Here is a 26,750-nt window from a genome sequence, read left to right as displayed (position 1 = left end):
GCGACCGTCTCGGTCGCTCACTTCTACAATCACGGTCTTGCTTTTTTCAACTTCTTTGCAATATAATTTACCGCTTCTTCAAGCTTAATTTTCTCCTGCTCTTTAGTATCGCGGTCGCGAATTGTTATTGTTCCGTTCTCAACGGTATCGCCGTCTATCGTAATGCACCACGGGGTGCCGATTTCGTCTTGGCGGGCGTAGCGTTTTCCGATTGAGGCGTTAATGTCGATTTGTGCGGCAATATCTTCGTCCAAAAATTCTGCGAAGAGTTTTTCGGCTATTTCGGGCATTCCTTCTTTTTTAACGAGCGGCAAAACTGCAACTTTTACGGGTGCAAGAGACGGGTGAAGCTTAAGAAGCGTGCGCTTTTCGTCGCCTTCACCCTCTTCGGTGTAGGCGTCAAGCAAAAATGCCAAGGTTGCTCTGTCGGCGCCTGCGCTCGGCTCGATAACATAAGGAACGTAATGCTCTTTTGTTTCTTCGTCGAAATAGGAGAGTGTTTTTCCCGAATGTTCGGCGTGCGTTTTGAGGTCGAAATCGGTGCGGTTTGCAATTCCCTCGAGTTCGCCCCATTCGGGCTCGGCTTTGAACGGATACAGATATTCAATGTCCGAACAACTTTTTGCGTAATGCGCGAGTTTTTCTTTCGGATGCTCGTAAAAACGCAGTTTGTTTTTGTCGATACCGTAGTCGATATACCACTGCATTCTGTCGTTTTTCCATTTTTCGTGCCATTCTTCGTCGGTGCCGGGTTTGCAGAAAAATTCGAGTTCCATCTGCTCAAATTCGCGGGTGCGGAACGTGAAATTTTTCGGCGTGATTTCGTTTCTGAACGATTTTCCGACCTGCGCTATTCCAAACGGGATTTTTGCGCGCATTGCTTGTTGAACATTTCCGAAATTTACAAAAATACCCTGCGCTGTTTCGGGGCGTAAATACGCTACTGCCGCCGAGTCTTCCGCAGGTCCCAAAAATGTTTTCAGCATTAAATTAAAGTTTCGCGCTTCGCTTAATTGTCCGCCGTTTTCGGGGTTAAATTCGCCTGTGCTGTCCTTTATTTCGTAGGATTTTTCTCCCAAAAGTTCGGGTTTTTCTATGCCGCGTTTGGTTTCGTAAAATTGGCGCGCGGTCTTTTTCGCTTTATCGAATTCGCCTTTATTTCGCGCTAAAACTTTGTATAAGTCGCTGCATTGCTTATCATTTACGCCTGATTTTGCGCCGCTGAATTCAAAAACCGTGCCGCTTTCCGCGTCCAATTGGTCGGGGCGAAAGCGGCTTCCTGTTAGCAAGCACTCGACAAGCGGGTCGCTAAATCCTGCCAAGTGTCCGCTCGCTTCCCAGACTTTGGGGTGCATAATTATAGACGAGTCCTGTCCGTAAACATTGCTGTTTTTGGTGACAACGCTTCGCCACCACGCGTTTTTCACGTTTTTTTTGAGCTCTGCGCCAAGCGGTCCGTAGTCCCAGCAACCGCGAAGCCCGCCGTAAATTTCGCTCGATTGATAAATAAATCCTCTGCGTTTTGCGAGTGATGTCAAAAGCGCAATTTTTTCCTGTCTCGGGTCAGCCATTTTTAGGTTCCTTTCGTTAAAATCGAGGAGAAAATACGTTTTGGCGAGAGGCAGGCGGATAGTCGGCGGTTTTTTTGTGTAAAAAACACGTTTTATTCTATTGTTTAGCTTCCGTGTTTCCCATTTCAAGTTTAAGCATATCGTATATTTTCAGCCAAGGTTTTAAGTATAGTCCCGTTGATTCGTCAGACAAATTTTTGAATATCTCTGAATTATAATACAAATCCTGAGATTCTTCTTCGGAAAAATGGTCGCTAATTGTTAGGTAGGTAGTTATTGCGTCGCCGATTTGCTCAATTTTGAAATACGCTTTTAAATTTATTCGATCTATTGTCTCCAACGATTTTGACGTGCAAAAACAAATTTGATGAGATAGGTCGCGACGGAATTTTAATCTTTCAAAAAAAACATCTTCCGATGTTTCTCCCGCAAGAAATTTATCGAATTCTCGGAAAGTAAAATCGTCTGCAACCGGACCTTCTACAATATCGTAATCGTGCGCTGAAACATCTAAATCGTTTTTTCTGTTAATGATAACAAAATCAAACCATTCTCTTGTATATTCTTCAAATCTCAACGTTTTATATTCTTTGTTGAAAAATGCGTTGTCGTTAAACTTAAACTCGGAGACAAACCCGCGCGCATTTTCTTCTCTTTTTTGTTCCGCCCACTGTTCGGCTTGTTTTCGGATATTAGTCACATAAAATCCTTTACCAAAATCTTTATTCGCGCTTGATTTTGACAAATCAATCTTTTTGACGTCCACGCTACTTCCGTGATAAACAATCATACCAAATAACCGCCATTTTTTTGACATATTTTGAAAACGCTTCTTACGGAATGCAATTGATTATCCACGTGCAATGCCCACCAATGTTCACGAATAAAATCAAGCCCGCCGTATTGTTTCAAATATATATACCCCTCAGGCTTGCCGATTTTATACGTTTCGGCAAATTTGTGAATCATATAATTGGTATATGACATTCGTATTCTTTTTTCTCTACCCAATACTTTTTCGGCTTGCTCAAAAACATCTCCCATAAACTAGCCCCTTTCTTTCAATTTCATCATAAATATACCATTCGCCACAGCTAAATCTCACAAAACTTGGTAATCTTTTACAAAAGTCTCGATTTATTTTGATTTCTTGGCTTTAAGTAAAAACTATCGAAAAAACATACTAAAAACACATTTTCTTCTCTTTGTATGCGCGAATTTATTATTTTCACACTTATTTTGATAAAACTTAAAGGAGATTTATGCACGATATTCGTTGGGAACAGCGGTTTAATAATTATAAAAAAGCGTTGGCGAGGTTATCGCAAGCGATTGAAGTCGTCTCTGATGAAGAAAATTTAACAAACAGCGCGACGGCAATCGTACTGAAAAGCGGTTTAATCCAAACTTTTGAATTTACTATGGAGTTATCTTGGAACGTTATGAAGGACTATTTGACAGACGACGGAGTTAAAAACATTCTTGGCTCAAAAGACGCTATTCGCCACTCGTTTTCTTACGGGCTTATTGAAGACGCGCAACAGTGGATTGATATGTTGAAAGACAGAAATTTAATCTCGCATACATACGATGAAGAGGTCGCAGATAAATTGGCAAACGATATTATAAACAAATATCATTCTCTATTTGTCGCGTTGGCAAAAAAAATGGAAGAACGCCTATGATGTACGGTTTGCCGCAACGTACGCTGGATTCAATGGAAAAAATATTTCGCAAATATCCGATAAAACAGGTTATTTTATACGGAAGCAGAGCAAAAGGCAATTTCCGCAATAATTCCGACATTGATATGACCCTTATCACCGACGAGACATTTACCCGCACTCACCTTTTGAGAATTTACAGCGATTTCGACGATTCGGATATTCCGTATCTTGTTGATATTTCGATGTATGAAGCATTAAACAACGAAGACTTGAAAGAGCATATCAATCGCGTTGGTAAGGTGATTTTTGAAAACAAATTCTGTTTTTAATAAAAATCTCTTCTAAAAATCACAATTTCCTCCATTTTACTCTATCCATAAATTATATTCCAAGCGCGAAAAGTTGAATAATGAGATTTTTGTTCTCATTATTTGTTATATTTAATTGTTTTAGCGTTAATCGACAAAACAACGAATAGGTTGTTCTGTCGACGGTTAACGTTAATTATCAATTAACAAAGAACGAACATTATTCAACTTTTCGCAAAAATATGAATATAGGCAGAACAGCCTTTGTCTGTTTTCTTTCTATAATCATAACTTCGGTAATTTGGGCGAGGTTGCTCTTTTTACATACATTATAATTCTTAAATTTGCCGTCGGAAAGCGGTAGAAAGGTTGGTTATTGTGGGTAGTTTTTTCAGAGTGTTCTGTGCAATGTTGGTAATTGCAAGTAGTGTTTCAGCAGGTGTTTGGAGAATAACTTATAGTTCAGGCGGTTTTATGGGGGCGACTTTTATAAGTCAAAACGAAGCTGAAAACACAATAGAAAGCGCTTATTGGTTTTCACGCTGTACCGGAGTTACTGCCGATGGAGGGTGGGCGCCGGGATTAAGTCGAGAAGATTTCGTTGCGGTTTATAGATACACTCTCTTGCGTGGTCTTTTGAGCGCAATTGCCGCAAATAGATTTTCAGGAGATTACGCTTACATATCTACCGATTTTGAAGTAATTAAAAGAATAAGCGACGACGCCACTGCAGTGGGACAAATGATAAATTTAAGACAAAGAATTATCGACCAATGCAATAATAGCAACAGTCCGCAATGCGCAATTATTAGAGAACTTCTTGACGTTTACGGAAGATGTGTGGAAATGATAGATTCTGAGTGGAAAACTTACAACGAAGATTTGGAAAAAGCAAGAGCGGAGGCGCGTAGCGCAAGAGCAAACGCAGCAGCAGAAAGAGCAGGTGCAACAGCAGCATTAGCAGCAAGAAGAGAGTGTTTATCAATGCTGAGAACAGAAGGTTTTTCTCCTTCAGAAATAACCATCAAGACCGAAGCGGGAAGTTTCACGTTTAACAATAGGGACAGAAATCAAGTTATTGACTCTGCAACAATTGCAAAGATAAACAGCGACCCCAAATTTTCAATAAATATAGTATCAGGGCAAGGAATTCCTAATTCTACTGCCAGGATTTACTACAACAATGAAAGATTGTTCAGTATTCATGGAAGAATTAATAAAAAGAATCCTGAATTTACTATTGCTACCGCTTTCGTGTGGAATGTTAGCAATACAGCACATAATACTATTTGCGCTTTAGTAGCTGACGGCATTATTGAGATTAAGTAATAAAAAGCGATCGGTAAGAAAAATTAACAACGACAGGCGAAGTCGAAAAACGCAGAAAGAGAGTTTATTATGTTAGGTTTTTTGAAGGTGTTTTTGGCAATGGCGCTGATTACAGTTTATGCTTGTGGGGTTTTGGGAGATCCTCTTAACGGGAGATGGGCAGGTAAAGACCAAAATGGGGCAGAAATTGAAATGAGGTTTAACAATGGAAAACTTGAAACTTCAACGAACGGACATCTATTTATGAAAGGCACTTATACTACCAACAATGGGGAATTACTTCAAAAGATAACCCATTTTAACGGCAAAGGCGCGAGTGCTGTTTTTGAGGGTGCTATGGTATTTGAGGAAAGATGGTATCCGGCAGATGAATTTCTTGTAGCCTTTCGAAACGAATTTCGAAAATTACCAAGACAAGGAATGCCTGAAAGGATATTTGAAGAACAGATGAATCAATTAGTTAATGGTTTTGCTTCTATGGCTTCTATGCCGCCAGCACCTTATTCTATAGATGGTAAAAAACTCACTCTTGCAAACGGGACAGTATTACACAGAAGATAGTATGAGCAGTTTTATGCTCGTAAAAGCACTAATTTCTCTAACAATCCTCTCAATCTCCGCCCTCGGACAAATCGATTGGAACTCAACCAATCTCAATAACATCCGAGGCGGAATTGAGGGAATTCGTTAGTAAAAAACGTATTATTAGCCTTAATAACAAAAAGAAAGGGCGTTTTATGAAAAAATCGATGGTTTTGTATTTGTTTTTTGCTCTGTTTTTGCTTGGCTGTTCCGATTTTAACACCTCAGCCGACTGGAACTCCGACAAGATAAGGATAAGCACTCCCGCGCATCTTCGAGAATTTCGCGACAGCGTAAACGCAGGAAATTCCTTCCGCAATCAAACTGTTGTGCTGACAAACCATCTTGAACTCGCCGCCGCCAACGAGCAAAATCAATGGATACCAATCGGCGAAACCGAAGCCTTGGCGTTTCGCGGCACATTCGACGGCGGCGGTTGGACTATTCGAGGCGTTTATATTAACAGACCAAACTCCGACAATCAAGGTTTTTTCGGCTTTTTAAGAGGAACGGTAAAAAACCTCGGACTTCTCGATATTGACATCAGAGGCAAACAGCAAGTCGGCGGATTAGTCGCTTCAAAAAACGGCACAATCGAAAACAGTTATGTGACGGGAAATGTTGAAGGCGAGCAAAATGTCGGCGGACTGGCAGGAATAACGCACGTAAGTTTAATCAGAAACAGTTATGCCGCCGTAAATGTTGTCGCAGACCTCATAAATGCGGGCGGACTTGTAGGAAATAACGGCGGAACTATTGAGTTTTGCTATGCTTCGGGTAGCGTTAGAGGAGACTGGAATGTCGGCGGATTAGCAGGAATAAACCGCGGCGAAATCAAGAAATCTTACGCTTCGGGAAATGTGAGCGGAATAGGCAATCGCGTCGGCGGTTTAGTAGGAAATAACGAAGACGAAAACGCAACAATTTGCCCAAATTCAGGCGCAAAAACAATAGCGGCAATGAGAGAAACAAGCACTTTTATCGGCTGGAATTTTGCAAGCGTTTGGAAATTTGAGCCTTTGAAAAACAACGGTTTTCCGCATTTGAGAGTGTTTCATTAGGGGGAATTTACCCCCCTCTCCCTCTCGCCGCCTCATACAACAAAATCCCCATCGCCACGCTCGATAAATTCCTTCACTTTGGCAACCGCATACAGCGGCATATCAATAATATTGCTCGGCGTATTCAATTTGTAATCGGCAAGAGATGTTCTTATGGAATATTTAGGCGAATGCTCTTTTACGAAAAAATTCAAACTTTTTGCTCGTAAATTTATACCGGATTTTACTTCTATCGGAATTATTTCGCCGTTAAAATCCTGCGTTAAAAAGTCGATTTCTGCGTTTCCATTGTCGTTTGACCAATAATACAGGTTTCGGTTTAACGAATTGCGTAATTCCTGAAAAACAAACTGTTCCGCAATCGCTCCCTTAAACTCTGTAAAAACCGCCTCTTTGTCCGCAATAACATTCATATTAAGTTCAGACATTGCGCAAAGAAGTCCCACATCGTTAATAAATATTTTGAAAACTCCAAAATCTTCATACGCTTTTAACGGCGATTTTACACTCGTAATTCTGCTGATTTTTTCTATTAAAGAACTGTCCCGCATCCATTGAATTGCGGTTTCAAAATCTCTTCCTCTTGCCCCTGATTTTACCGCTCCGTAAGTAAATTTTCTGTTTTCTTTTGCTAATTGCGATGGCACGGACTGCCAAAGAAGCCGAAGTTTTGCCGAAAAAGATTCTTTTGCGTGTTTTGAAAAATCTCTGTCGTAGGCGTTTAATATGTCGTTTTGGACTTTACGAACTTTGCTTAAATCGCCGCTTTTTACGTATTCGTTCAGAACTGCAGGCATTCCGCCGACAAATAAGTATATTCGCAATAACCTAATCAGTTTTTCGTGAAACGGTCTGTATTTTTCGGGCGAATTTTTAATGATAAATTCGAGTAATTGTTTTTCGTCTATTGCGTCAAGATACTCAAAAAACGACATCGGATAAACATTCAAAAATTCTACTTTACCAACAGGAAAAGAACTGTGTTTATGCAACATTACTCCCAAAGTTGAGCCTGCGGCGATTACATTGTATTCGGGAGCGTTTTCGCAAAAATATTTCAGAGAAAGCAACGCGCGCGGAGATTCTTGAATTTCGTCAAAAATTATTAGCGTTTCGGGGGTAATCGGAGTATTGGTTTCTGTTTGCAACATCGGCAGAAATTCCGACGGGAAAATAGTTGTTTCAAGCGTTTCGTTTAATTTGGGATTTGAGTCAAAAGAGATATAAGCTGTGTTTTTGAAATACCTTTTTCCAAACTCTTTCATAAGCCAAGTTTTTCCTACTTGTCTTGCTCCCGTAAGAATGAGCGGCATTTTTTCGGCTCTGTTTTTCCACTCTAATAAATTTTCAAAAATATATCTATTCATCAAAACCTCCTTGATTGTTATGCCTAAAATACATTATTGCACATAATTAGGGGGAAGTTTTCGGTGTTTTTGCACAAAATCAGAGGGTAAGCAGGTGGGTTATTGCACAAAAACAGGGGGAATTTAACCTCCTCTCCCTCTCGCCGCCTCATACAACAAAATCCCCATCGCCACGCTAACATTCAACGATTCCACCGCTTTCGCCATCGGGATTGCCACGATTTTATCGCACAATTTCGCCAAATATGGGGGAATGCCGTCGTGTTCGCTGCCTGTTATTATCAGCGTGGGCTTTTTGAAGTCGGATTTTGACAGAATTTCGCCTCGCCCGTCCGCGCCGATAACCTGAATTCCGCCTAATTTTAGCTTTTGGACAGCGCCCTCGAGATTGTCAGGCTTTATTAAAACAGCGTTTTCTATGGTGCCTACCGAAGTTTTTGCTACTGTGCCGTTAAGCGGAACTACGCCTTTTCGCTCGAATAGGATTGCCGATACGCCGAACGCGGAGGCAGAGCGGATTATCGCGCCCAGATTTCCGGGGTCTTCTATTCCCGCGGGTAAAATAAAGAGCGGATTTTCTTCTTTTTCCAAAATTTCCCACAACTTTTTTTCGTCGTCGTAGGGGCGAACGGTGCGGAATGCGACAACTCCTTGGTGCGGTAAATTATTTGACATTTTGTTCAGTTTTTGTTCGGGAATGCAGGCGTAAGAAATCTTATCTTTTTTTACGGTTCTGAGCAATTCAAACAGTTTTCCCGTTTTGCTTTTGTCGTTGAAATATATTTTATCTATCGAATGGCGATTTTTGTTCACCAGCTCTTCGACCGCGTGAATTCCGTAAATTGCGTTTGTTTCGCTTGGTTGAGGCGTTTTTTCAAAAGACATAGGTTTCCTTTCAGAAAATATCGTATTGTGAGCAGTTAAAATACTAAATGCCGAGCATTTGTTTTAATAAAATTCGTCTCAATATCGAAAATAACGGCAAAAGTCCAAAAATGTGTGTATTCTTATAATAGAATTAGAGGACACTTATTGTAAAAAACGCTTTGAATGTATGGAGGATTTTATGGCACAATGTTTCAGCTTTGATGTAATTATAGAGCCAAATGAACTCGAAAATCTCCTTGGGGAGTGCATAACCGAAGAAAATTTTGTCGGATATAACGAAACAGAGATCGGCGAAAATCTGAAAATCACATTTTTTTATGATGATTTAGATATAGCGAGCGATATTCGCGGCGAGGTTATAAAAAAATATTCTACCGCCTCCGAAGTTTGCGAGCAGGAAAACCGCGATTGGAACGAAGAGTGGCGCAAAACAATGCAACCCGTCAAAATTGCCGATAATATTTGGGTGTCTCCGAAGTGGTTGAAGCCACCCTTGGAAGACGGCGACAGTTGGATAAAAATAGAACCGCAAATGGCATTCGGAACAGGACATCACGAAACTACTCGGCTTGCGGCAAAACTTATTTGCGGACATTCGGCGGCAAAATCGTTGCTTGACATTGGCACAGGGTCAGGCGTTTTGGCATTTGTTGCGCAAATTGCAGGATACAAATCCATTATGGGTTTGGAAATAGATGAAACCTGCTACGATAACCTGCAAGAAAATCTGGCGGACAACAAAGGGCGCGCTGACATTCGATTTGTTATCGGTTCGGTCGATAAAATTGGCGGTTCGGCGAAGTTTGACACAATAGTTATGAATATGATACGCAGCGAATCGGCGCCGCTTTTGAGAGCCGTTTGCAGAATGTTATCGCAAGAAAACGGCACTTTGCTTTGGTCGGGAATTTTGCTTGAAGAAAGAGACATAGTTATAGCAGAAGCACAAAAAGTCGGCTTTGAATTGGCTGAGGAAATAACGGAAAATGATTGGTGGGGTGGAAAATTTATTATAAAGAAATAAAATTAACCTGTGAAAAGATGCTTTTCGGCGGTTTCGGGCTTTCGCGAACGAAACACGGAGTTGTTTTTGTCGAAGGGCTTTTGCCGGGAGAAAGCGCTCAATGCAACGCTACCCGAAACGTAAGCGGCATTCTTATATTTACGGCGAGCAATATTTTGGAAAAGTCTCCTCATCGCCGAACGCCGTTTTGCTCAAAATTCGGCACTTGCGGCGGTTGCGATTGGCAATTTATGGACTACGAGACACAAGTAGAATGCAAAAAAGAAATTTTTGAAAGTACACTTAAAAGGACAGGGAAAATTTACGAATTTCCTGAACCGAAAGTGTATTTTGACGCCGAAAAGGGCTATCGAATAAGAGCAAAATTCAGCGTAAATGAGAAAACGGGAGAAATCGGTTTTCAATCCAAAAGATCGCACGATGTTATAAAAATAGACAAATGTTCGCTTTTAACCGAAAATCTCAACGAATTTTTGAAAAACGCAAATGCAAATAAGCCAAAAGCGCGAACAATTTTTACTATCGACACCAAAGACGGAGTTGTGAGTTCGCTCGATAGGGCGCGCGTTGGTCGGGTAAGCGTAGGCGAATACGAATTTGAGGTGAACGGAAACTCGTTTTTCCAATCCAACAGATTTTTGACCCCCGTTCTTGCAAATTGGTGCGCAGAGCAGGTAGAAGGCAGCGAAAATTTGTTTGACCTTTACGGCGGTGTAGGACTTTTTTCCGTATTTTGCAGTAAAAAAGTAAAAAACATTACGCTTGTCGAAACCGACCGGGATATGGCGCGTCTCGCACAAAAAACCTTTGAAATAAACGGCGTTTCAAATGCAAAAGCGATTGCCTCCAAAGCGGAAGATTATGTACTTAGCGAAAGTAATCACAGCCCCGACTGCATTATAGTTGACCCGCCAAGAATAGGTCTTAAAAAACGAATGATAGATGAAATAATAAAAATTGCGCCGAAAAAAATCATTTACATAGCCTGCGACCCTGCAACACAAGCAAGAGACTGCAACTTTTTTGTATCAGCAGGCTATAAAATCACCAAAACAGCTGTTTTTGATTGCTATCCGAATACATTTCATATTGAAAGCGGGATTGTTTTGGAGAGATAATTATCCGTTTTCTAAGAAATGTTTAACTTTTAGCTCGGTTTTAATGAAGATGTTTCTGAGCGTTTTCTCTATCCGCAAAAAGTGGATTGCAATGCTGATAAAAAAAGCCATAATCGCCATTCCCCAAAAAAACATAAACAACTCGTGCATTTTTTCCTCTACTTTCTGCTTGTTTCAACCGTCGGCGTCATTGACGGATAGTGCCAAATTTTGCGTTTGTAATTTTCCATTCCCGCTTTTGCAATCATCGCCGCATTGTCGGTACACAAAACATTCGACGGATAAAATACGTTATGCGCACCCAAAGATTGCTTTAATGCCTCGCGAATTGCATTATTACAAGCAACACCGCCGCAAAGAGCGACCTTGTCGATTTTTGTTAAGGTTCTGGCAATCTTTAACTTATGCACGATTGCGGCAATCACCGCATTCTGAAAAGACTTGCAAATTCGCGGTTTTTCGCTTTCTATTTGTTCGGAGGGGATTTTTTCTATCGCGTATTTTACCGCCGTTTTAAGTCCGCTGAACGAAAAATCGGCGCTGTTTCCGTCGCGGATTTTGGCTACGGGAAAGTCTATTAAGTCGTTGCCGTTGAATGACTTAGCCGTATCTTCGATTTGTCTTCCCGCGGGGTATTCAAAGCCGAGCATTTTTCCGACTTTGTCGAATGCTTCGCCTGCCGCGTCGTCGATTGTTTGTCCTATGATTTCGTATTCGCCGAAGTTTGATACTTTGTAAATAGAAGAATGTCCTCCGCTTAAAACGATTGCCAAAAACGGAAAGTCGATTTCATTTTCAAACAAAACGGAGCAAATATGCCCTTGCAAATGATTGACGCCCGTTATCGGAATTTGCGGGTGGGCGGTGTGAAGTCCGAGCGCAAACGAAATTCCGACCAAAAGCGCTCCCGCAAGCCCGGGACTATCGGCGACAGCGATTAAATCCAAGTCCGAAATTTGCAAATTTGTGTCGGCAAGCGCGTTTTTGAACAAAACTCCGATTTTTTTAATATGCTCCCGAGAGGCGATTTCGGGTACAACGCCGCCAAATCGCGAATGTTCTTTTTGCGTATAAATAAGATTGACAAGTATTTTGTTGTCGTCTATTATGGCGATTGATGTCTCGTCGCAGGAAGTTTCAATTCCGAGTGTCAGCATTTTAGTTCCTTTTCAAAATTCAAAAGTTCGTCCTGTAAATCTTGCGCCGAGGGTAAAACCGCTTTTATGTCGGCGGGCAGTTCGGTATATACGAAAGAACTTACACCAATAGGGTTATTTATACTTTTTAATGAGAATTCTACTTTGTAATTATCTTTGTTTTTGCACAGAAGTATTCCGATAGTCGGCTTGTCCTCGTTGTTTTTTATCAATTCATTAACTGCCGTAATATAAAAATTCAGTTTTCCTATGTATTCCGGCTCAAATTTTTTGGTCTTCAGTTCTATAATAACATAACATCTTAGCCGCGTGTGATAAAAAAGTAAGTCTGTTTTATAGTCGCTTTCACCAACTCTCAGCAAAAATTGCCGTCCCATATACGCAAATCCGATACCTAATTCGGGCAAAAATTGTGAAATATGTTGAACAAGCGCTTTTTCGAGGTCTGTTTCTTTCACTTTTTCCGACAAGCACAAAAAATCGAAATTGTAGGGGTCTTTCATTATTTCGTTGGCGAGGTCGCTTTGCGGTTCGGGCAATGTCGAATTAAAATTAGAGACGGCTTTGCCCTGTCTTGCGTAAAGATTTGTTTCAATCTGGTATTCAAGCACCGAACGGCTCCAGTTATTTTCGATTGTTTTGTTGATATAGAAAAGCGCTTCTTTGATGTCTTTGGCTTTTTCAAAAAGACTTACATTGTGTCCCCACGGAATTAGCGCTAATTTGTAAACAGGTTGTTCTGCATTTATATCTTGTTGGTTTTCAGGGACTTGTAATTGTCGCACAACTTGTGCGACAAATTGATTTTTAGAGGAGACTTCAATTTGTCTCACAGGTTGAGAGATAGATTTGTCTGAAGAATAGAACTCATAAAATTTCTTCATTCTGAAGATATTAGCCCGAGAAAACCCCGTCATTTCAGGAAATTCTTCTCGCAAATCCTTGCTTAACTGTTCAATAAAGCCGCTACCCCATTTAGCTTTTTCTTGTTTTTCCGAGATTTGTTTGCCCAAATCCCAATAAAGCATAATCATTTGACTGTTAACCGAAAGTGCCGCTTTTATCTGTCCTGTTTTGATTTGTGTTTTTAAATCGTGCAACCAATCACGATACTCAGCGTTTTTTACTGTTTCAAGCATATTTTTACCATTTCACCTTTTGTATATTGTGTGTGTCAGGGTGTAAAAATACGTTTTGCCACAAACAAAAAGGCAGGAAATCCTGCCTTTTTGTTCTTCAAATTCAATACCACCTGTTCCAAAGTTCGGTGAAAACGCCGCGAGGGTTTATGTCGTCGGGAGCAATGGCTGTTCTGCCCAAATTATATTTTTGCGACAAAATATGAATTATTTTCACTGAAATAGGAATAAATCAGATAAACAGAACAGCACATAAAGGCTATCTGATTATCCTAAAAAAGAATAAAAAAATATCAATGAAGAGTGAGAGTATCTCACAATCCATATCTTGTCGCGTAAGTAAAATAATTTATTGTAGTGGTGGTTGAGGGTGAAAATGTCTAAAAATCACAAAAAAAGATAACTTTCTTTGATTTTATTTTTAACATTATGAATTATTCCATTTTCTGTAAATATCTTTTGTGTTTTTATATGGGGACGTTTCTCCGTAATATTGCTCGTATGTTTGAACTGTCTCACGAATTCTATCGTTATACTTATTTCTCCAGTCGTCCTCGTTGTCGAGATAGTTTTTATTTATTGCGTAGCATAAAGTGTCTATTGCATATAAATAACGCTCAATTAGGTCTGTAAGATAGAATTTATCATTATCGTTTTTCTCTTCGCTGGTAGCAATCAACCACGAAAATTCGGACAGTTTTGATGAAGTTTTGTCTATTTGCTCTTCTATGGACACGGCTATTTTAAGTTGCTCTAATCTTCTTGCTTTGAAAACGTCTTCTTTGCTACCGACTGCATTCTGTATTTGTTCTCTTATGCCTCTATATGCTATAAAAAGCATTCCTAAAGATACAACTGCAGTTATTGCTAATATTATAGTGTCTATTGATATTGCATAATTAAATGCCATTGTTTTCTGCCTACCTAATTCTTGTGCGAACACTTGTTCGGCACCCTAAATTCATAGTGGTTGCAACACTACGCTGTGAGTTTTTGGCAGGTGAATCAAATGACTTTAATGCTGCGGCAACCAACTTGCTACTTGCTTCGCCGACAACAGCTTCTTTTTTAGTGCGTTCCATAAAGCCTCCCTTTTTAATATGTTTTTAATATAACCTAAGTAGATAAAATAATTTATTTCTGCACCAAAGTGGAGTAAATTTAATTTTTCCCTATAAAATTGTAAAAAATAAATAAAAAGGGCGACAAACCATCTTTCAAAAATTTTTTTTTATTCTTTTTAATTTTTTTTCTCACAGTTTTTGCGCAAAAATTATTTTCACTTCAAAGTTTCCGTTATGAATACGAAACAGGACTAAATCAAAGGAGGAAGGTTAGTATGAAAAACCAAAAAAGAAAGGTGATAATTATCGGAGCGGCGGGAAGAGATTTTCATAATTTCAACACGTTTTTTCGCGATAATGACAAATACGAAGTAGTTGCTTTTACGGCGGCGCAAATTCCTGATATTGCAGGCAGAAAGTATCCTGCTTCTTTGGCGGGAACGTTATATCCTGAGGGAATTCCGATTTTTGCGCAGGACGAATTGCAAGAACTCATTAAAAAAAATAACATTGACGAGTGCGTATTTTCGTATAGCGATATAAATTACAAAGACCTTATGAATATTGGCGCGCTTGTGAATGCGGCGGGCGCGGATTTCTCGATGATGGGACACAAAAACACCGCAATTAAAAGCACTAAGCCTGTTATTGCGGTATTGGCGGTAAGAACGGGTTGCGGCAAAAGTCAAACCTCAAGAAAAATTATCGAAGTTTTAATGAAACAGGGGCTGAAAGTCATAGCTGTGCGCCATCCGATGCCATACGGAGACTTGGAAGCGCAAAAAGTTCAAAGATTTGCAACAGTGGAAGACCTTAAAAAGAACAAATGCACAATCGAAGAAATGGAAGAATACGAGCCGCATGTCAGTCGCGGAAATGTGATTTACGCGGGCGTCGATTACGAGGCAATACTTCGCGCGGCGGAAAACGACCCGAGCGGTTGCGACGTTGTTTTGTGGGACGGCGGAAACAACGACTTTTCGTTTTTCCAACCCGACCTTATTGTTGCCGTTGCCGATCCGCATCGTCCCGGGCACGAAGTTTCGTATTACCCCGGCGAGGTGTCGCTGAGAATGGCGGACGTTGTCGTTATTAACAAAATTGACAGCGCAACAAAAGAAAACGTTGAAATTGTAAAAGCAAACATCAAAAAAGTAAACCCGAAAGCCGTTGTAATCGACGCGAATTCGGCATTGACAGTGGACAAACCCGAACTTATCAAAGATAAGCGCGTATTGGTGGTTGAAGACGGACCGACCCTAACTCACGGCGAAATGAAAATCGGCGCGGGCGTAGTAGCGGCGCAACGTTTTGGCGCAAAAGAGCTTATTGACCCGAGAAATGTAGCAGTCGGAAAAATCAAAGAAACATTTGAAATATATCCGAATATCGGAACGCTTCTGCCTGCTATGGGATACGGCGAAAAACAAATGAGCGACCTTGCCGAAACCATTGATAAGGTTGATTGCGATACAGTTGTTATTGCCACTCCGATAGATTTGCAACGCGTCATAAAAATCAATAAGCCGTGCGTAAAAATAGGCTACGATTTGGACGAAATCGGCACTCCGAATTTGGAAACGGTTTTGAAGGATTTTGTTGCGAAAAATGTGAAAAAATAGAAATAGTTCGGAGTTTTGCAAGCAACGATTGAAAAGGCAAGCAGATATTCAAACCAGATAGGGAAGGTCTTGAGACCTTCCCTATTTTTGTGCATTTCGTTCTGCGTTTAGAACAAAATTACAAATTTCACCCAAAAATCAAAATAATTCCGAAAACCACCTAAAAAACAACGTATTTTACAAGCAAAAAGGAACTACAGAATATGAACTTACAAGAATCGCAAACTGTCGAATTCAAGGAAATTTGGAGAGACGAGTATCTTAAAACCGTGTGTGCGTTTGCCAACACTGACGGCGGGGTGATTTATATCGGCATAAACGACAAAGGCGAGGTTGTAGGGGTTGAAAACAGCGAAAAACTTATAGAAGATTTACCTAATAAAATTATGATATTTTTTGTTGTCGCCGCAAAAGTGGAAGCAGAAAATGTAAACGGAAAGCAAGTTGTGAAAATTACTGTTCCGACTAGTAAATCGGCGTTATCTTATCACGGGAAATTTTATATCCGTAGCGGTAGCACGACCCAAGAATTAAAAGGCGGCGAACTCCAAAAACTCTTACTGAAAACAAATAATCTTACTTGGGATGAAATCGGCGTGGATAATGCAGATTTTGAAGACATTGACGAAGAAACGGTATCGCGTTTTGTGTTTCAGGCAATGCAACATAATCGACTTCCGACCGGTATCGACAGCAAAAATATCAGGCAACTTTTCCAAAACCTTGAATTGCTTACCGAAGCAGGAAAACTTACAAGAGCGGCAGTTTTGTTGTTCGGAAAAAAGCCCATTCGTTTTTTCAGATGCGCAAATTTCAAAATTGGACGGTTTAGAGGAAATGATTCCACCGACATTATTATTCACGACGACATTTCGGGAAATCTTTTTACGATGTTCGACGAAATTATCAACCATTTGAGGTCAAAATATCTTTTGTCTCCTGTAAGTTATCAAGGAATGCAACGCGTTGAGACATTGGAAATTCCCGACAAGGCAATTCGTGAAGCGATACTGAACGCGCTTATTCATAAAGATTACACGAGCAATTCTTCTATATCTTTACGGGTTTATGATTCGACTGTTTTGATTTGGAACGCCGGCGAACTAGAAAAATTAAGCGTGGAGGACTTGAGCAAAAATCACGATTCATATAGGCGCAACCCTTTAATTGCCGATATGTTTTATCGTGCGGGATATATTGAGGCGTGGGGCAGAGGAACTTTAACAATAATCGAAGAAACAACAAAAAGCGGACTTGCAGAGCCGATTTTTAATGTTCGTCAAGGCGGCTTGGAAGTTGCTTTCGCAAGAAATTTCGCGCAAATTTTTGAAGAAAAACCACAAGATACCATACAAGATACCATACAAGATACCATACAAGATACCATACAAGATACCATACAAGATACCATACAAATCACCCCCCAAGTCAGAGAACTGCTGAAAGTGCTTAACAACGAAAAAGACAGAGCCGAAATACAAGCAAATTTGCAACTCAACAACAGAAGTAATTTTTTCACAAACTATATTCAGCCGGCGTTAAAACTGAATTTAATTGAAATGACTATCCCTGAAAAACCTAAACATCGTTCGCAAAAATATCGCTTGACGGCTAACGGTTTGAAATATAAGGATAAACTTGCTTCAGGGCAATAGTCCGAAAATTTCATAAGAGTAAATTGCAAACAACAACAATTTTCCTCAAAAACCAAAATACTTCCGAAATCCACCGCAAGCAAATATTATTTTCTCCTCAATATTTTAGGGAAATCTAACACTAACGGAGAAAAAACAATGGTTGCAACGGCAAATCTACAGAATTTCTTCAATCTCGCAATAAAAAACATTGCGGGGGATTTCTTGCGTTTACACACAACACAACACAACACAACACAACACAACACAACACAACACAACACAACACAACACATATAATTATACAAAGTATAATATATGTGGGGATATTACAAGGGGACGCCTTTTCGGGCGCAAAATTTTTGCGTTTTTGTTTTATTCTTGGTGGCTCAAAAGTTTTGGATGGTCATTCTTTATTTTGTTCAAAAATGGTTTCAAATATAAATTTAATTTGTCGTTAAGAAACGGCAGAAAGGCGGTAAGTTATATGAAAATTATTATGTTGTCATGGGCAGGAGGCACAGGCAAAACGACTACTGTTGGAGAAAGAGGTGTAAAAAAATGAAGCAACTAATTAAAATATCACTCGTTGTGTTAGTGATTGTCAGTAGTGTGTTTGCTCAAGCGCTTACAAGGTATGAGCAAAGAGCAACGGAACTGCAGTTGAATTTTATGATAGAAACACTCGAAAGTTTTCCAAGAAGCGCTTCGACAAACAATATACTTATAGAACTTAGGCAAATTCGCGGACTTCCAAATAATCACAATAAAATGGAAGTAACTACCGCGAAGTATATAGCACTCATTCCTGTTTTTTTGGGTATGGCAACGCAAAGCGGTATAGGCAGTTCGATGGCATTCAACAACAGACAGGAGAGATTTGTAAAAGATTTAGAAGCAGCGAAAAATTTGATGACTCCTGCCGAAAGGCGAGCGGAAAGAGAACGAGAAGAAAGACAAAGACAAGCAGAGCGAGCGCAAGCGGAGCGACAAAGGCGAGAAGCAGAGGAGCGACGTGTGCGAGACAGTATTGCCGTAGAAGAACGAAGAGAACAGCAAAGGATACGCGACAGTATTCATGCAGAAGAGCAGAGAATATTAAGAGAACAAGCCGATGCTTGGATGGCAAATTTTCCGCAAAACATACAAAGATTATCTTCGGGAAATCTTACATTAACTGTCGGGCTTCCTTTGCCTGCAACTTCTGCGGCGAGTGCTCCAAGCGGCAATAGGGCTCGTGAAAGCGAAATAGAGCGGCGGGAAATAGAGCGACAAGCAAGGCAACAACAAATACAGCAACAAGCGCAACGAGCGGGCAGAACAATAGAAACAATGGTTGATTTTCGCTCCGGGCAAGACGGGCGAGGGTTTGCTTTTGTTGATAACAATCGAAGAGAAATTCGTTTTCGGCAATCGCGGACTTCGGACTGGACTGCGCCAATTTTTCAGATAGAAGCGAATGCGACAGGCACAATAACAAGAATAAACCGTGTTGGCAATTTAATTCCGCAAATGTTTGGGTTTATTGAAGCAAGCAGCGAACTTACGTCTCTGGAAATAGAACGAGCGGAATTAGTCAAAAAACAGGAATGGGTAAATAGAATGATTGGAACAAGAAGACCGCCTTTTATATTAAGAACTCAAGATAACAGAATGGTCAGATTTGCTGCAGGAAGACCGCAAGATATACCTATCCCTTGGGGAGTTTCTGAAGTTCAAGGCAAACAAGTAAGATTTGTTCATTACAGTAAACGAGAAAGCAGGCAACGATTTAATAGTATCGGCAGTGATATTGTTTGTTATATAACCGATCGCCACGGAATAGAGCATAGAGTACTGCAATGGACTGTATATCGAGGCAATATGGGCAGCGGGTTTGCTCTCACTGATACTTCTGCTTTAGTTCGCCAGGGGCTTGGCTTCTTAGGTTTCGGAATTTTCGATGTTGCCCCCGAAAACTTTCCGCCGTTAATTGCTCCTACACCGCAGGCACAAACAACACCATCAGCGGCAGAAATAGCGCAAGTACAAGCAGCAGAACAAACAAGAATTGTGCAAGAACAAGCAGAAATAGCGCAGCAGCAACAAATACAAGAACAGCAACGCCTTGAAGCAGAACGATTGCAAAGAGCACAAGAGCAAGCGGCGGCTGAGCAACAAAGAATTCAAGCCGAGCAGGCGCAAATTGCGGCGGCACAAGCAACACAGGCAGTTTTACAACCCGCACCTGCGCCGATTGTTGAAACAACAGAAGAAGAAATGCCGCAAGCAGTGCCTACACCAACCTTTGTGCAAGAAACTGTCGTGCCGCAACCTGCGCAACCCACACCTATTGCAACGCCTTCGGCAAACAATAGAGATACAGGCGATAGAAATAACACGTTTGTGCTCTCCGTCCGTCCCGAATTGGTTATGGGAACAGCGGTAGCAAATATCGGGCTGAATGTTGAAATCGGAACAATTCTTGAAAACGGGCTTTACATTTCGGGGGATTTAAGCGGCGGAGCGATTTATTTCGGCGGTATGGCAAATCTTGGCTATTGTATAAACCAAAACGATAAAGTAAAAAACGTCTTGGGAGCAAGCGCGGGTTTTCGCAATTCTATAAAGCCCGTCGATTTTGAGGTAGATCCGTTTTTTACCGCAAGTGCAAACGGGATTAACACAAGTTTCGGCGGAATTTTTCACAAACTTATGATTGGCGGACAAAGCAATTTGGATATAACCAACAGATTGATGTTCGGACACAGAAGTAATCCTGTGATTTTCAGAGTTAATGACAACCAAATTTTTTATGAAGATGGTGTTAATATAACTTGGTCTTTGGGCATCGGCTACACTTTAACGAGAAGAAAATAAGGAGGAGTTTTTATGAAAACGATTAAATTTTTGTTGGGGGCATTTGCTTGTTTGATTATGCTTGTCGGCTGTGATTTTATTACAGGGGCGCCGGGTATTGTTGATCACAGTTCGGGTGGAGGTAATCCTGTACGTTTTACTGTAAACTTTAACGCAAACGGCGGCACAAGCGTTCAAAGCAGAACCGTCAATGAGGGCGAATGGATAGAACTGCCTTCCACAAGCAGAAACGATCATACCTTTGACGGTTGGCATACGTCAAATTCAGGCGGAAGTCGTGTAGGCGGTATAGGAGATTGGTATGAAGTCAGAGGCAATGCGACATTACACGCTCGTTGGACTCAAAATAACGGCGGCAATAACAGCATTGTCGGAACTTGGGGGTGGGAAGGCAATTCCGCAGAGGAGTGGGATATAATTGTGTTTAACGCAGACGGAACAGGAACTTGGACGATTTATGACGAGGGAATGAGTTTTCCGTTTAATTTCAGTTATCACATCAACGGAACGACGATAACGCTTAATTTTGGCTTTCTGGGAATTGAGCAAATAACTTATCACGGCGGTAATACATTAAATTGGGACGGATTTACTTACGTGAGACAGTAGTTGAAAAACATTAACAAAACTTAAATCTCTTTGAAAGGAGACAAATAATGAGTATCAGGGATTTTACTTGCCCAAGTTGCGGAGAGCCGTTGCCTATCCCAAAAAATTCAAAAGGACACGTTAAATGTCCTTCGTGCAGAAAAGAATTGGTGATAGAGGGCTTGGTTAAAAATGCGGAAGTTGCAGAGAAAGAAAATATCGCTTTCGGTATTCCTTTAAGCGCCTCTTCTGCAAAAGTTCACGCAGAACTTCTTTATGCTTTGTCGAAAGAACTATATGTTCCGTTAGATGTATTGGACGAGATGGAAGTCGTTCGTGAAGAATGTCATTGTGTTCCCGCTTACTGCTTCGAATGCGAAGGAACGGGGTCTTTTACATACGAAGAAGGCTCTGAAAGGAAAGAAACGGTTTATCATAAAGGTAGAAGCACCGGAGAAAAAACTCATATTGATTGGAGAACAATCAAAGACGAAGTGCAATTTACAGAAACTGTTTTTGTTTCAGGCGAAAAAAACTTTGGCGACCGAATTGCAAATACATATATGCAATTGAGCGGTGATAATTTGAGCCGCCAATTGGTAGATTTTGAAGATTTGGAATATCCGTCGGACGTTAAAACCTACAAATATGATTTACCGCAAACAACAGCGTTTAATGATTACGTTAAACCACGTGCAGAGGCGCATATAAAATCAAAAGTCGAAAATATTTTGAAGAGCAAACAACACGCCCGTAATCTGAATTTTGGCGGAAACCGTATTGATAAAGAAGTAAAACGTTTGTTTTTAGGATTATACGGCATATTTTTTACCTACAAGGGACAAGGATATTCCGTATGGCAGACAGGAAGCGGAGATGCATATTGCTACGACAAACTTCCGCTTGACGAACAACGAAAAAAGAAGCACGAAGACCTGAAAGCAGCATTAAAAGCAATTCCTGAAAATAACACAGCCCTTCTTGTTTTCTTCTTGATAGTGTGCTTAATCGGTGCAGCCATCAGCCATTTCGGGGCTTCGTCGATTTTGTGGGCAGGTATCTTTTTAGCGTGTTCCGGTTTATTGGCGCTACGTCTTCCGTTTACCTTTAAAAAAGGAAAAGCGAGAGACGAAAAACGTGCAGAAGCAAAAGAAAATCTCGATAAGTTTGAGCAAGAATGGCTCAACATTGTAAAAAAACGCAAAGAAGAAATGAAAGCGTTGCACGGAATATATGAGAGATTTTCCGGAGTTGAAGAAGCATTTGATTTTGATATTGATAAAGTTTTAACAGTGTAAAAAACACTCAAAGAAAGGAATGAATTATGAGCATTTTTGCAAAAAATCCCAACGAAACCGCATTTGCAGGCGGCAAAAAAAACTGGGCTGAGGTAATAAAAAACTCAGGAGACGGCAATCTTCTTATTTGGAGACAACCTGAAGAAGATTTTAACAACAACTCAACCCTCATAGTTATGCCGGGTGAAGAGGCGATATTCATTAAAGACGGCGTTATAGAGCAGACGTTTGACAACGGTAAATATGTACTTTCCTCCGAAAATTATCCGTTTATCAGCCGCATAAGAAACGCTTTTACAGGTGGCATAAGCACATTTAGTTGCGTTGTCTATTTTGTTCGCAAAGCTCACAGTATGGAAATAAGGTGGGGAACATCTTCGCCTATTCAGGTGCGCGACAAGCAACTCGGAATTGCAACAAAACTTAAAGCCCGCGGATCTTATAAAATCCAAGTTGATAACCCTCAAAAATTTTTGACTAAACTCATCGGAAACAACGTTGATGTAATGGGACAGCAAGAACTTTTAGACGATTATTTTGCAAACGAGTTTCAAGGCAAGGTAAAATCAAGTATTACTCGTGCTCTCAACGAAACCGAAACGGAACTACTCGGCATCGAGGGAAGAATGGAAGAATTTGCAGAAACCGTTCAACCGTTTCTCGGCGAAGTATTCGATGATTACGGTTTGAAAATAGTTAAGTTTTCAATTTCTGCGATTGATATGGACGACGATGAATTACGCCGCCGTTATGATGAAATCGGAATGGATGCCATATCCAAAATGCGCAACGCTCAAGCCGATAAAACAGTTATGAATGTTCTCGGCGACGATTGGGGCAGACAACAAGCGGCAGATATCAGCAAAACGCTTGCCGCAAATCCGAATTCGGGAGGAGTTGCCGGAGCCGGAGCAGGACTTGGCATGGGATTAGCAGCCGCAGGAACGTTTGGAAACATGGGACAACAAATGTTTGCTCCAATGCAACAACAAGCACCGTCGCCTCAAACGCCACCAGCATCAAGCGACGGAAGCAATGACCCTATCGCAGCAATGAAAAAACTTAAAGAAATGCTGGACTTAGGATTGATAGAGCAAGCGGAATTCGATGCAAAAAAAACTGAAATTATGAGCAGAATGTAAGGAGGCGCAACCTATGAAAAAGACGAATGTTTTAGCAACAATTCTTAAACTCGTGTTTTTGGTAATATTTAACTTGCTTTTCTTTGTATTGGGAGGTTTTGAGCATAACACATCAGTATGGATGTCTTACGGATTTATTCATTTTGCATATTTAACGCTCTTGATAACGCCGTGTTTAACCCGCAGCGGGAAAAGCAAAGCGGTATTTGGGCTTTCGCTTTATGCCGTATCGGTGGCTTATTTCGTAATACAGTTTATAGTGGGAATGGTGTTTATATACCTCGCTCCGAAAGAATACAACCTTGCATTGCTTGTTCAACTTTGCACAGCGGGGGTGTTTTTTATCGCATTTATTTCTAATATGATTGCTAACGAACACTCCGCTAATGCGGAAAAAAAGCGAGCCCCACAAATTGCATACATTAAAAACGCTTCCGCAAAACTGAAAACGCTGTTAGAAACAATCAGCGACAAAGAAGCAAAAAAGAGAGTTGAAAAAGTATATGACGCGCTTTATTCAAGCCCTGTAAAGTCATATCCCGACTTGTTAGAGAAAGAAGAACTTATTTTCGCATCTGTCAATGATCTTGAACGCGCAGTCAAAGCAGCAGAAAATACAGAGTGTATAATATCGTTAACAAATTCATTATTATCGGCGATAAGTGAAAGAAACAATCTTTTGAAAACGCTTAACTGAAAGGAGTTTTTTTATGGGAATTACAGAGATTTTAGGAATATTGATGGTTTTTACACTCATCGGAACGTTGTTTAGCTTTTTCACCCTTAGGTTTGGACAAGCGATTGCAGGAGTTTTAGTGTTTATTCCATTGCTGTTTATTTTTACTTGCTCATTATCAGAAGATGCTCTTGAGCAAGATGTTGCCGATATAATAGTCGGACGATTTGTAGGATTTGAGTATTCCGACAATGAGGATTTAGGGTATTCCAGTTGCATAGAAATCAATGGACAAAGAACGTGTTTTGAAGGTTGTGTCCTTTATTTTTTGGGAGTTGGTTGGCAGGAAGTAGAAGAACAAGTGCAAAACTTCATAGGTAAAAATATTAGGATAACATTCGGAGAAAGAGAATTTGCTCAATGGAATCCCGAATTAGGCGAGATTGAACAGACCAGAGGAAGAGGAATAATAAAAGTCGAATTGCTGAATTGAGCGAAAGAGCAGCAGTGAAAAAAACGAAACCAATATTTGCTCTGTGCTTTTTTATGCTCTTCTTTGCGTGCGCCCAAACATTTGGGCGCACTGCCGAATTTGAACGCCACCATTCATTCCGCGCAGGCGATACCGACAGTCGAGTTTCGGCTCGAAACACCGCAACACAAGAAGCCCAGACCTTATTGTTGCGCGAACTCGGCGTTTTGGTGGAAAGCAGGCAAAGTTTGAGAACAACTAATGAAACGGAGGACTTTAGCGAAGAAGTGCAAATATACACTCTCGGACGTGTGAATACCGAAGTGTTGCAAGAAACTTGGGACGGCAAAACCTTTTCGGCTACTTTCAGAATGGTAGTCGATACCGCCGCGCTTTTTCTCCATCTCGAAAATGTTGTTTATTTACGTCAACAAGCGCGAGCAGATAGTTTGGCGTTAGTCAGACAAGGGCAAGCCGACAGCATAGCATTGGTCAGACAAGCACAGGCAGACAGTATATCGCTCATTCATAGGGCGCGGGCAGACAGCATAGCGTTAGAACACAGTATTCGAGCGCAACAGGCACAACCGCCGACAATAATTGTTCGCGAACGCAGAGAGAGAACTCCGTTAAACAATGATTTTGTATTTTCCGTTCGCCCCGAATTTATCGCGGGGACGTCTGCAACAGGCGTTGGCGCGGCGGTTGAGTTGGGAAGCATAAGCAGAAACGGTTTTTATTTTTCTGCGCAATTAAGCGGTGGTGGCGCATATTTTGGCGGTCTATTGAATTTCGGCGTGGGCATCAGCAGAGACGAGGCAATAAAAAACGTTTTGGGATTTAGCGCGGGGTATCACAACACCTTGCTTCTTGTAAATTTCATAAAAGAAAACGAAACACTAAATTCGCAAACAGGGACAAATATAGGAATTGCAGGTCTTTTTTGGAAATTGATGTTCGGCTGGGACAATAATTTTGACATCACAAACAGAATTTTATTCGGACACAGGCGAAACCCCGATTTTTATTATGAAGACGACAACAGAACGGTTTTTGAAGAAGGATTTAACGCAACTTGGACATTGGGTATCGGCTATACTTTAATAAGAAAAAGAAGGTAAATTTATGAAGAAAACAATATTTTTATCGACAGTGCTTTTTTGCCTTTTAACGCTCGTTTCCTGCGATTTCATAGTAAAAAATGTGTATCTCGACGGCAATACAAGCGGTGGTGGCGGAGGAGGAGGAAACGACGGAGACAATGGCGGCGGTGGTGGCGACAGCGGACAAATAAACTGGAACGCCGCACAAATTTCAATATCGACCGAAGCGCATTTAAGAGAAATCGCGAGATTGGTAAACGCAGGCACAAATCAATTTAACGGTCGAACAATCACGCTTATGAACAACATAGAAATCCAAAGCGGCGCGTGGGTGCCGATTGGAAATGCAAACAACAGAACATTTAACGGCACATTCAATGGCAACGGAAATATTGTAAGCGGGATAAAAATAAACAGCACAAGCGATCTTCAAGGTTTTTTCGGAAATATTGCTTCCGTCGCAATAGTCAGAAACTTAGGCGTTATTGTTGATATTACAGGCGGCGGCATTGTCGGCGGGTTAGCAGGAAGAAATCAAGGAACGATAGAAAATTGCTTTGCCGAGGGAAATATAATCGGAAGCGGGGATCGTATCGGCGGCTTGGTAGGTATTAACACAAGCGGCATTCCAAACGGCAATATAATAAATAGTTATTTTATCGGAGTAGTCGCAGGAAACGATTTTGTCGGCGGATTAGTCGGAGATAATCAAGGCGCAATCGAAAGAACTTATGCCGCGGCAGATGTAAGCGCCGCAGGAAACAATACAAGGGTAGGAGGATTAGCGGGCTTAAACTTTACCCCAACTTGGCTTACTCGCAGTTTCGCTTCAGGAAACGTCGTCGGAAACAGATTAGTCGGAAGCGGCAACGCAAATAATTCAAGAATGATAACCGAAGCCGAAATGCGCCAACAAGAAACTTTCATCAACTGGGACTTTTCTACAATTTGGCGAATAATCCCCGAAACAAACAACGGCTTCCCGCATTTGCGGGTGTTTGAGTGAAAAAACATCTTTCTCACAAAAAACAGACCAAACTTACGACTTTTTCGCACTTTGGTCTGTTTAACGGATGTGTTT

General features: G+C 40.9%; 27 protein-coding genes. 17 read left to right on the top strand and 10 right to left on the bottom strand.

Annotated elements, in window-relative coordinates:
* Positions 1-29: 29 nt before the first annotated feature.
* From FWE23_01465 to FWE23_01455, 3 genes are all read right to left on the bottom strand, one after another.
* Positions 30-1,571, bottom strand: coding sequence for a glycine--tRNA ligase (locus FWE23_01465; protein MCL2844112.1), 1,542 nt, complete (start codon positions 1,569-1,571; stop codon positions 30-32).
* Between the two features lie 97 nt (positions 1,572-1,668).
* Positions 1,669-2,361 (bottom strand): DUF3990 domain-containing protein, encoded by a 693-nt coding sequence (locus FWE23_01460; protein MCL2844111.1) that lies wholly within the window; start codon positions 2,359-2,361, stop codon positions 1,669-1,671.
* Positions 2,358-2,615, bottom strand: coding sequence for a DUF3791 domain-containing protein (locus FWE23_01455; GenBank protein MCL2844110.1), 258 nt, complete (start codon positions 2,613-2,615; stop codon positions 2,358-2,360). The genes FWE23_01460 and FWE23_01455 overlap by 4 nt, the downstream gene beginning before the upstream one ends.
* Before the next feature lie 218 nt (positions 2,616-2,833).
* Between FWE23_01455 and FWE23_01450 the strand changes: the two genes are divergently transcribed.
* The 5 genes from FWE23_01450 to FWE23_01430 all read left to right on the top strand — a co-directional run bounded on the left by FWE23_01450 (position 2,834) and on the right by FWE23_01430 (position 6,518).
* Positions 2,834-3,256 carry a nucleotidyltransferase substrate binding protein gene (locus FWE23_01450; GenBank protein MCL2844109.1) on the top strand — a complete coding sequence of 141 codons (423 nt, stop codon included), beginning with the start codon at positions 2,834-2,836 and terminating at the stop codon, positions 3,254-3,256.
* The gene (locus FWE23_01445; GenBank protein MCL2844108.1) at positions 3,253-3,567 is read left to right on the top strand and encodes a nucleotidyltransferase domain-containing protein; all 315 of its coding nucleotides are present in this window, start codon (positions 3,253-3,255) and stop codon (positions 3,565-3,567) included. Before FWE23_01450 ends, FWE23_01445 begins: the two co-directional genes overlap by 4 nt.
* Before the next feature lie 387 nt (positions 3,568-3,954).
* The gene (locus FWE23_01440) at positions 3,955-4,875 is read left to right on the top strand and encodes a hypothetical protein (GenBank protein ID MCL2844107.1); all 921 of its coding nucleotides are present in this window, start codon (positions 3,955-3,957) and stop codon (positions 4,873-4,875) included.
* Between the two features lie 69 nt (positions 4,876-4,944).
* The gene (locus tag FWE23_01435) at positions 4,945-5,436 is read left to right on the top strand and encodes a hypothetical protein (protein ID MCL2844106.1); all 492 of its coding nucleotides are present in this window, start codon (positions 4,945-4,947) and stop codon (positions 5,434-5,436) included.
* 176 nt (positions 5,437-5,612) lie between these two features.
* Positions 5,613-6,518 (top strand): hypothetical protein, encoded by a 906-nt coding sequence (locus FWE23_01430; GenBank protein MCL2844105.1) that lies wholly within the window; start codon positions 5,613-5,615, stop codon positions 6,516-6,518.
* Positions 6,519-6,550: 32 nt separating this feature from the next.
* Here the strand turns inward: FWE23_01430 and FWE23_01425 are convergent, their stop codons facing one another.
* Together FWE23_01425 and rlmB are read right to left on the bottom strand one after the other, a co-directional pair.
* Complete coding sequence (locus tag FWE23_01425) at positions 6,551-7,885, bottom strand: ATP-binding protein (GenBank protein ID MCL2844104.1); 1,335 nt, start codon at positions 7,883-7,885, stop codon at positions 6,551-6,553.
* Positions 7,886-8,008: 123 nt separating this feature from the next.
* On the bottom strand, positions 8,009-8,770 hold the full coding sequence (rlmB, locus tag FWE23_01420; protein MCL2844103.1) for a 23S rRNA (guanosine(2251)-2'-O)-methyltransferase RlmB: 762 nt from the start codon (positions 8,768-8,770) through the stop codon (positions 8,009-8,011).
* A gap of 181 nt (positions 8,771-8,951) precedes the next feature.
* Between rlmB and FWE23_01415 the strand changes: the two genes are divergently transcribed.
* Both FWE23_01415 and FWE23_01410 read left to right on the top strand, forming a co-directional pair.
* Positions 8,952-9,797 carry a 50S ribosomal protein L11 methyltransferase gene (locus tag FWE23_01415; protein ID MCL2844102.1) on the top strand — a complete coding sequence of 282 codons (846 nt, stop codon included), beginning with the start codon at positions 8,952-8,954 and terminating at the stop codon, positions 9,795-9,797.
* A complete protein-coding gene (locus FWE23_01410; GenBank protein ID MCL2844101.1) occupies positions 9,767-10,915 on the top strand; it encodes a methyltransferase in 1,149 nt (382 codons plus the stop codon). The genes FWE23_01415 and FWE23_01410 overlap by 31 nt, the downstream gene beginning before the upstream one ends.
* On the opposite strand, the gene FWE23_01405 is transcribed toward FWE23_01410, so the two are convergent.
* The 5 genes from FWE23_01405 to FWE23_01385 form a co-directional block, all read right to left on the bottom strand.
* Positions 10,916-11,065 (bottom strand): hypothetical protein, encoded by a 150-nt coding sequence (locus FWE23_01405; GenBank protein MCL2844100.1) that lies wholly within the window; start codon positions 11,063-11,065, stop codon positions 10,916-10,918.
* Positions 11,066-11,073: 8 nt separating this feature from the next.
* Positions 11,074-12,072 carry a tRNA (adenosine(37)-N6)-threonylcarbamoyltransferase complex transferase subunit TsaD gene (tsaD, locus tag FWE23_01400; GenBank protein MCL2844099.1) on the bottom strand — a complete coding sequence of 333 codons (999 nt, stop codon included), beginning with the start codon at positions 12,070-12,072 and terminating at the stop codon, positions 11,074-11,076.
* Positions 12,066-13,211, bottom strand: coding sequence for a PDDEXK nuclease domain-containing protein (locus FWE23_01395; protein ID MCL2844098.1), 1,146 nt, complete (start codon positions 13,209-13,211; stop codon positions 12,066-12,068). The genes tsaD and FWE23_01395 overlap by 7 nt, the downstream gene beginning before the upstream one ends.
* A 427-nt stretch (positions 13,212-13,638) precedes the next feature.
* Positions 13,639-14,121 carry a hypothetical protein gene (locus FWE23_01390; GenBank protein ID MCL2844097.1) on the bottom strand — a complete coding sequence of 161 codons (483 nt, stop codon included), beginning with the start codon at positions 14,119-14,121 and terminating at the stop codon, positions 13,639-13,641.
* 10 nt (positions 14,122-14,131) lie between these two features.
* On the bottom strand, positions 14,132-14,293 hold the full coding sequence (locus FWE23_01385; GenBank protein ID MCL2844096.1) for a hypothetical protein: 162 nt from the start codon (positions 14,291-14,293) through the stop codon (positions 14,132-14,134).
* Between the two features lie 257 nt (positions 14,294-14,550).
* Here FWE23_01385 and FWE23_01380 point away from each other — a divergent pair, with 257 nt between their 5' ends.
* From FWE23_01380 to FWE23_01335, 10 genes are all read left to right on the top strand, one after another.
* On the top strand, positions 14,551-15,897 hold the full coding sequence (locus tag FWE23_01380; protein MCL2844095.1) for a cyclic 2,3-diphosphoglycerate synthase: 1,347 nt from the start codon (positions 14,551-14,553) through the stop codon (positions 15,895-15,897).
* A 203-nt stretch (positions 15,898-16,100) separates the two neighbouring features.
* Positions 16,101-17,552 (top strand): putative DNA binding domain-containing protein, encoded by a 1,452-nt coding sequence (locus FWE23_01375; protein MCL2844094.1) that lies wholly within the window; start codon positions 16,101-16,103, stop codon positions 17,550-17,552.
* A gap of 540 nt (positions 17,553-18,092) precedes the next feature.
* Positions 18,093-20,390 carry a hypothetical protein gene (locus FWE23_01370; GenBank protein MCL2844093.1) on the top strand — a complete coding sequence of 766 codons (2,298 nt, stop codon included), beginning with the start codon at positions 18,093-18,095 and terminating at the stop codon, positions 20,388-20,390.
* A 12-nt stretch (positions 20,391-20,402) separates the two neighbouring features.
* Entirely contained in the window at positions 20,403-20,999 is a 597-nt protein-coding gene (locus tag FWE23_01365; protein ID MCL2844092.1) for an InlB B-repeat-containing protein, read from the top strand.
* A 47-nt stretch (positions 21,000-21,046) separates the two neighbouring features.
* Positions 21,047-22,276, top strand: a complete 1,230-nt coding sequence (locus FWE23_01360) for a hypothetical protein (GenBank protein ID MCL2844091.1) — start codon at positions 21,047-21,049, stop codon at positions 22,274-22,276.
* A gap of 26 nt (positions 22,277-22,302) precedes the next feature.
* On the top strand, positions 22,303-23,418 hold the full coding sequence (locus FWE23_01355) for an SPFH domain-containing protein (GenBank protein ID MCL2844090.1): 1,116 nt from the start codon (positions 22,303-22,305) through the stop codon (positions 23,416-23,418).
* Between the two features lie 13 nt (positions 23,419-23,431).
* The gene (locus tag FWE23_01350; GenBank protein ID MCL2844089.1) at positions 23,432-24,115 is read left to right on the top strand and encodes a hypothetical protein; all 684 of its coding nucleotides are present in this window, start codon (positions 23,432-23,434) and stop codon (positions 24,113-24,115) included.
* A gap of 13 nt (positions 24,116-24,128) precedes the next feature.
* A complete protein-coding gene (locus tag FWE23_01345) occupies positions 24,129-24,587 on the top strand; it encodes a hypothetical protein (protein ID MCL2844088.1) in 459 nt (152 codons plus the stop codon).
* A 14-nt stretch (positions 24,588-24,601) separates the two neighbouring features.
* Positions 24,602-25,687, top strand: a complete 1,086-nt coding sequence (locus FWE23_01340; protein MCL2844087.1) for a hypothetical protein — start codon at positions 24,602-24,604, stop codon at positions 25,685-25,687.
* 4 nt (positions 25,688-25,691) lie between these two features.
* Positions 25,692-26,675 carry a hypothetical protein gene (locus FWE23_01335; GenBank protein MCL2844086.1) on the top strand — a complete coding sequence of 328 codons (984 nt, stop codon included), beginning with the start codon at positions 25,692-25,694 and terminating at the stop codon, positions 26,673-26,675.
* Positions 26,676-26,750: the final 75 nt, after the last annotated feature.

This window comes from Chitinivibrionia bacterium, assembly GCA_009779925.1.
Classification (GTDB): domain Bacteria; phylum Fibrobacterota; class Chitinivibrionia; order Chitinivibrionales; family Chitinivibrionaceae; genus WRFX01.
The sequence above is the reverse complement of the archived record's forward strand: the minus strand, read 5'-3'. Positions and strand labels throughout refer to the sequence as shown.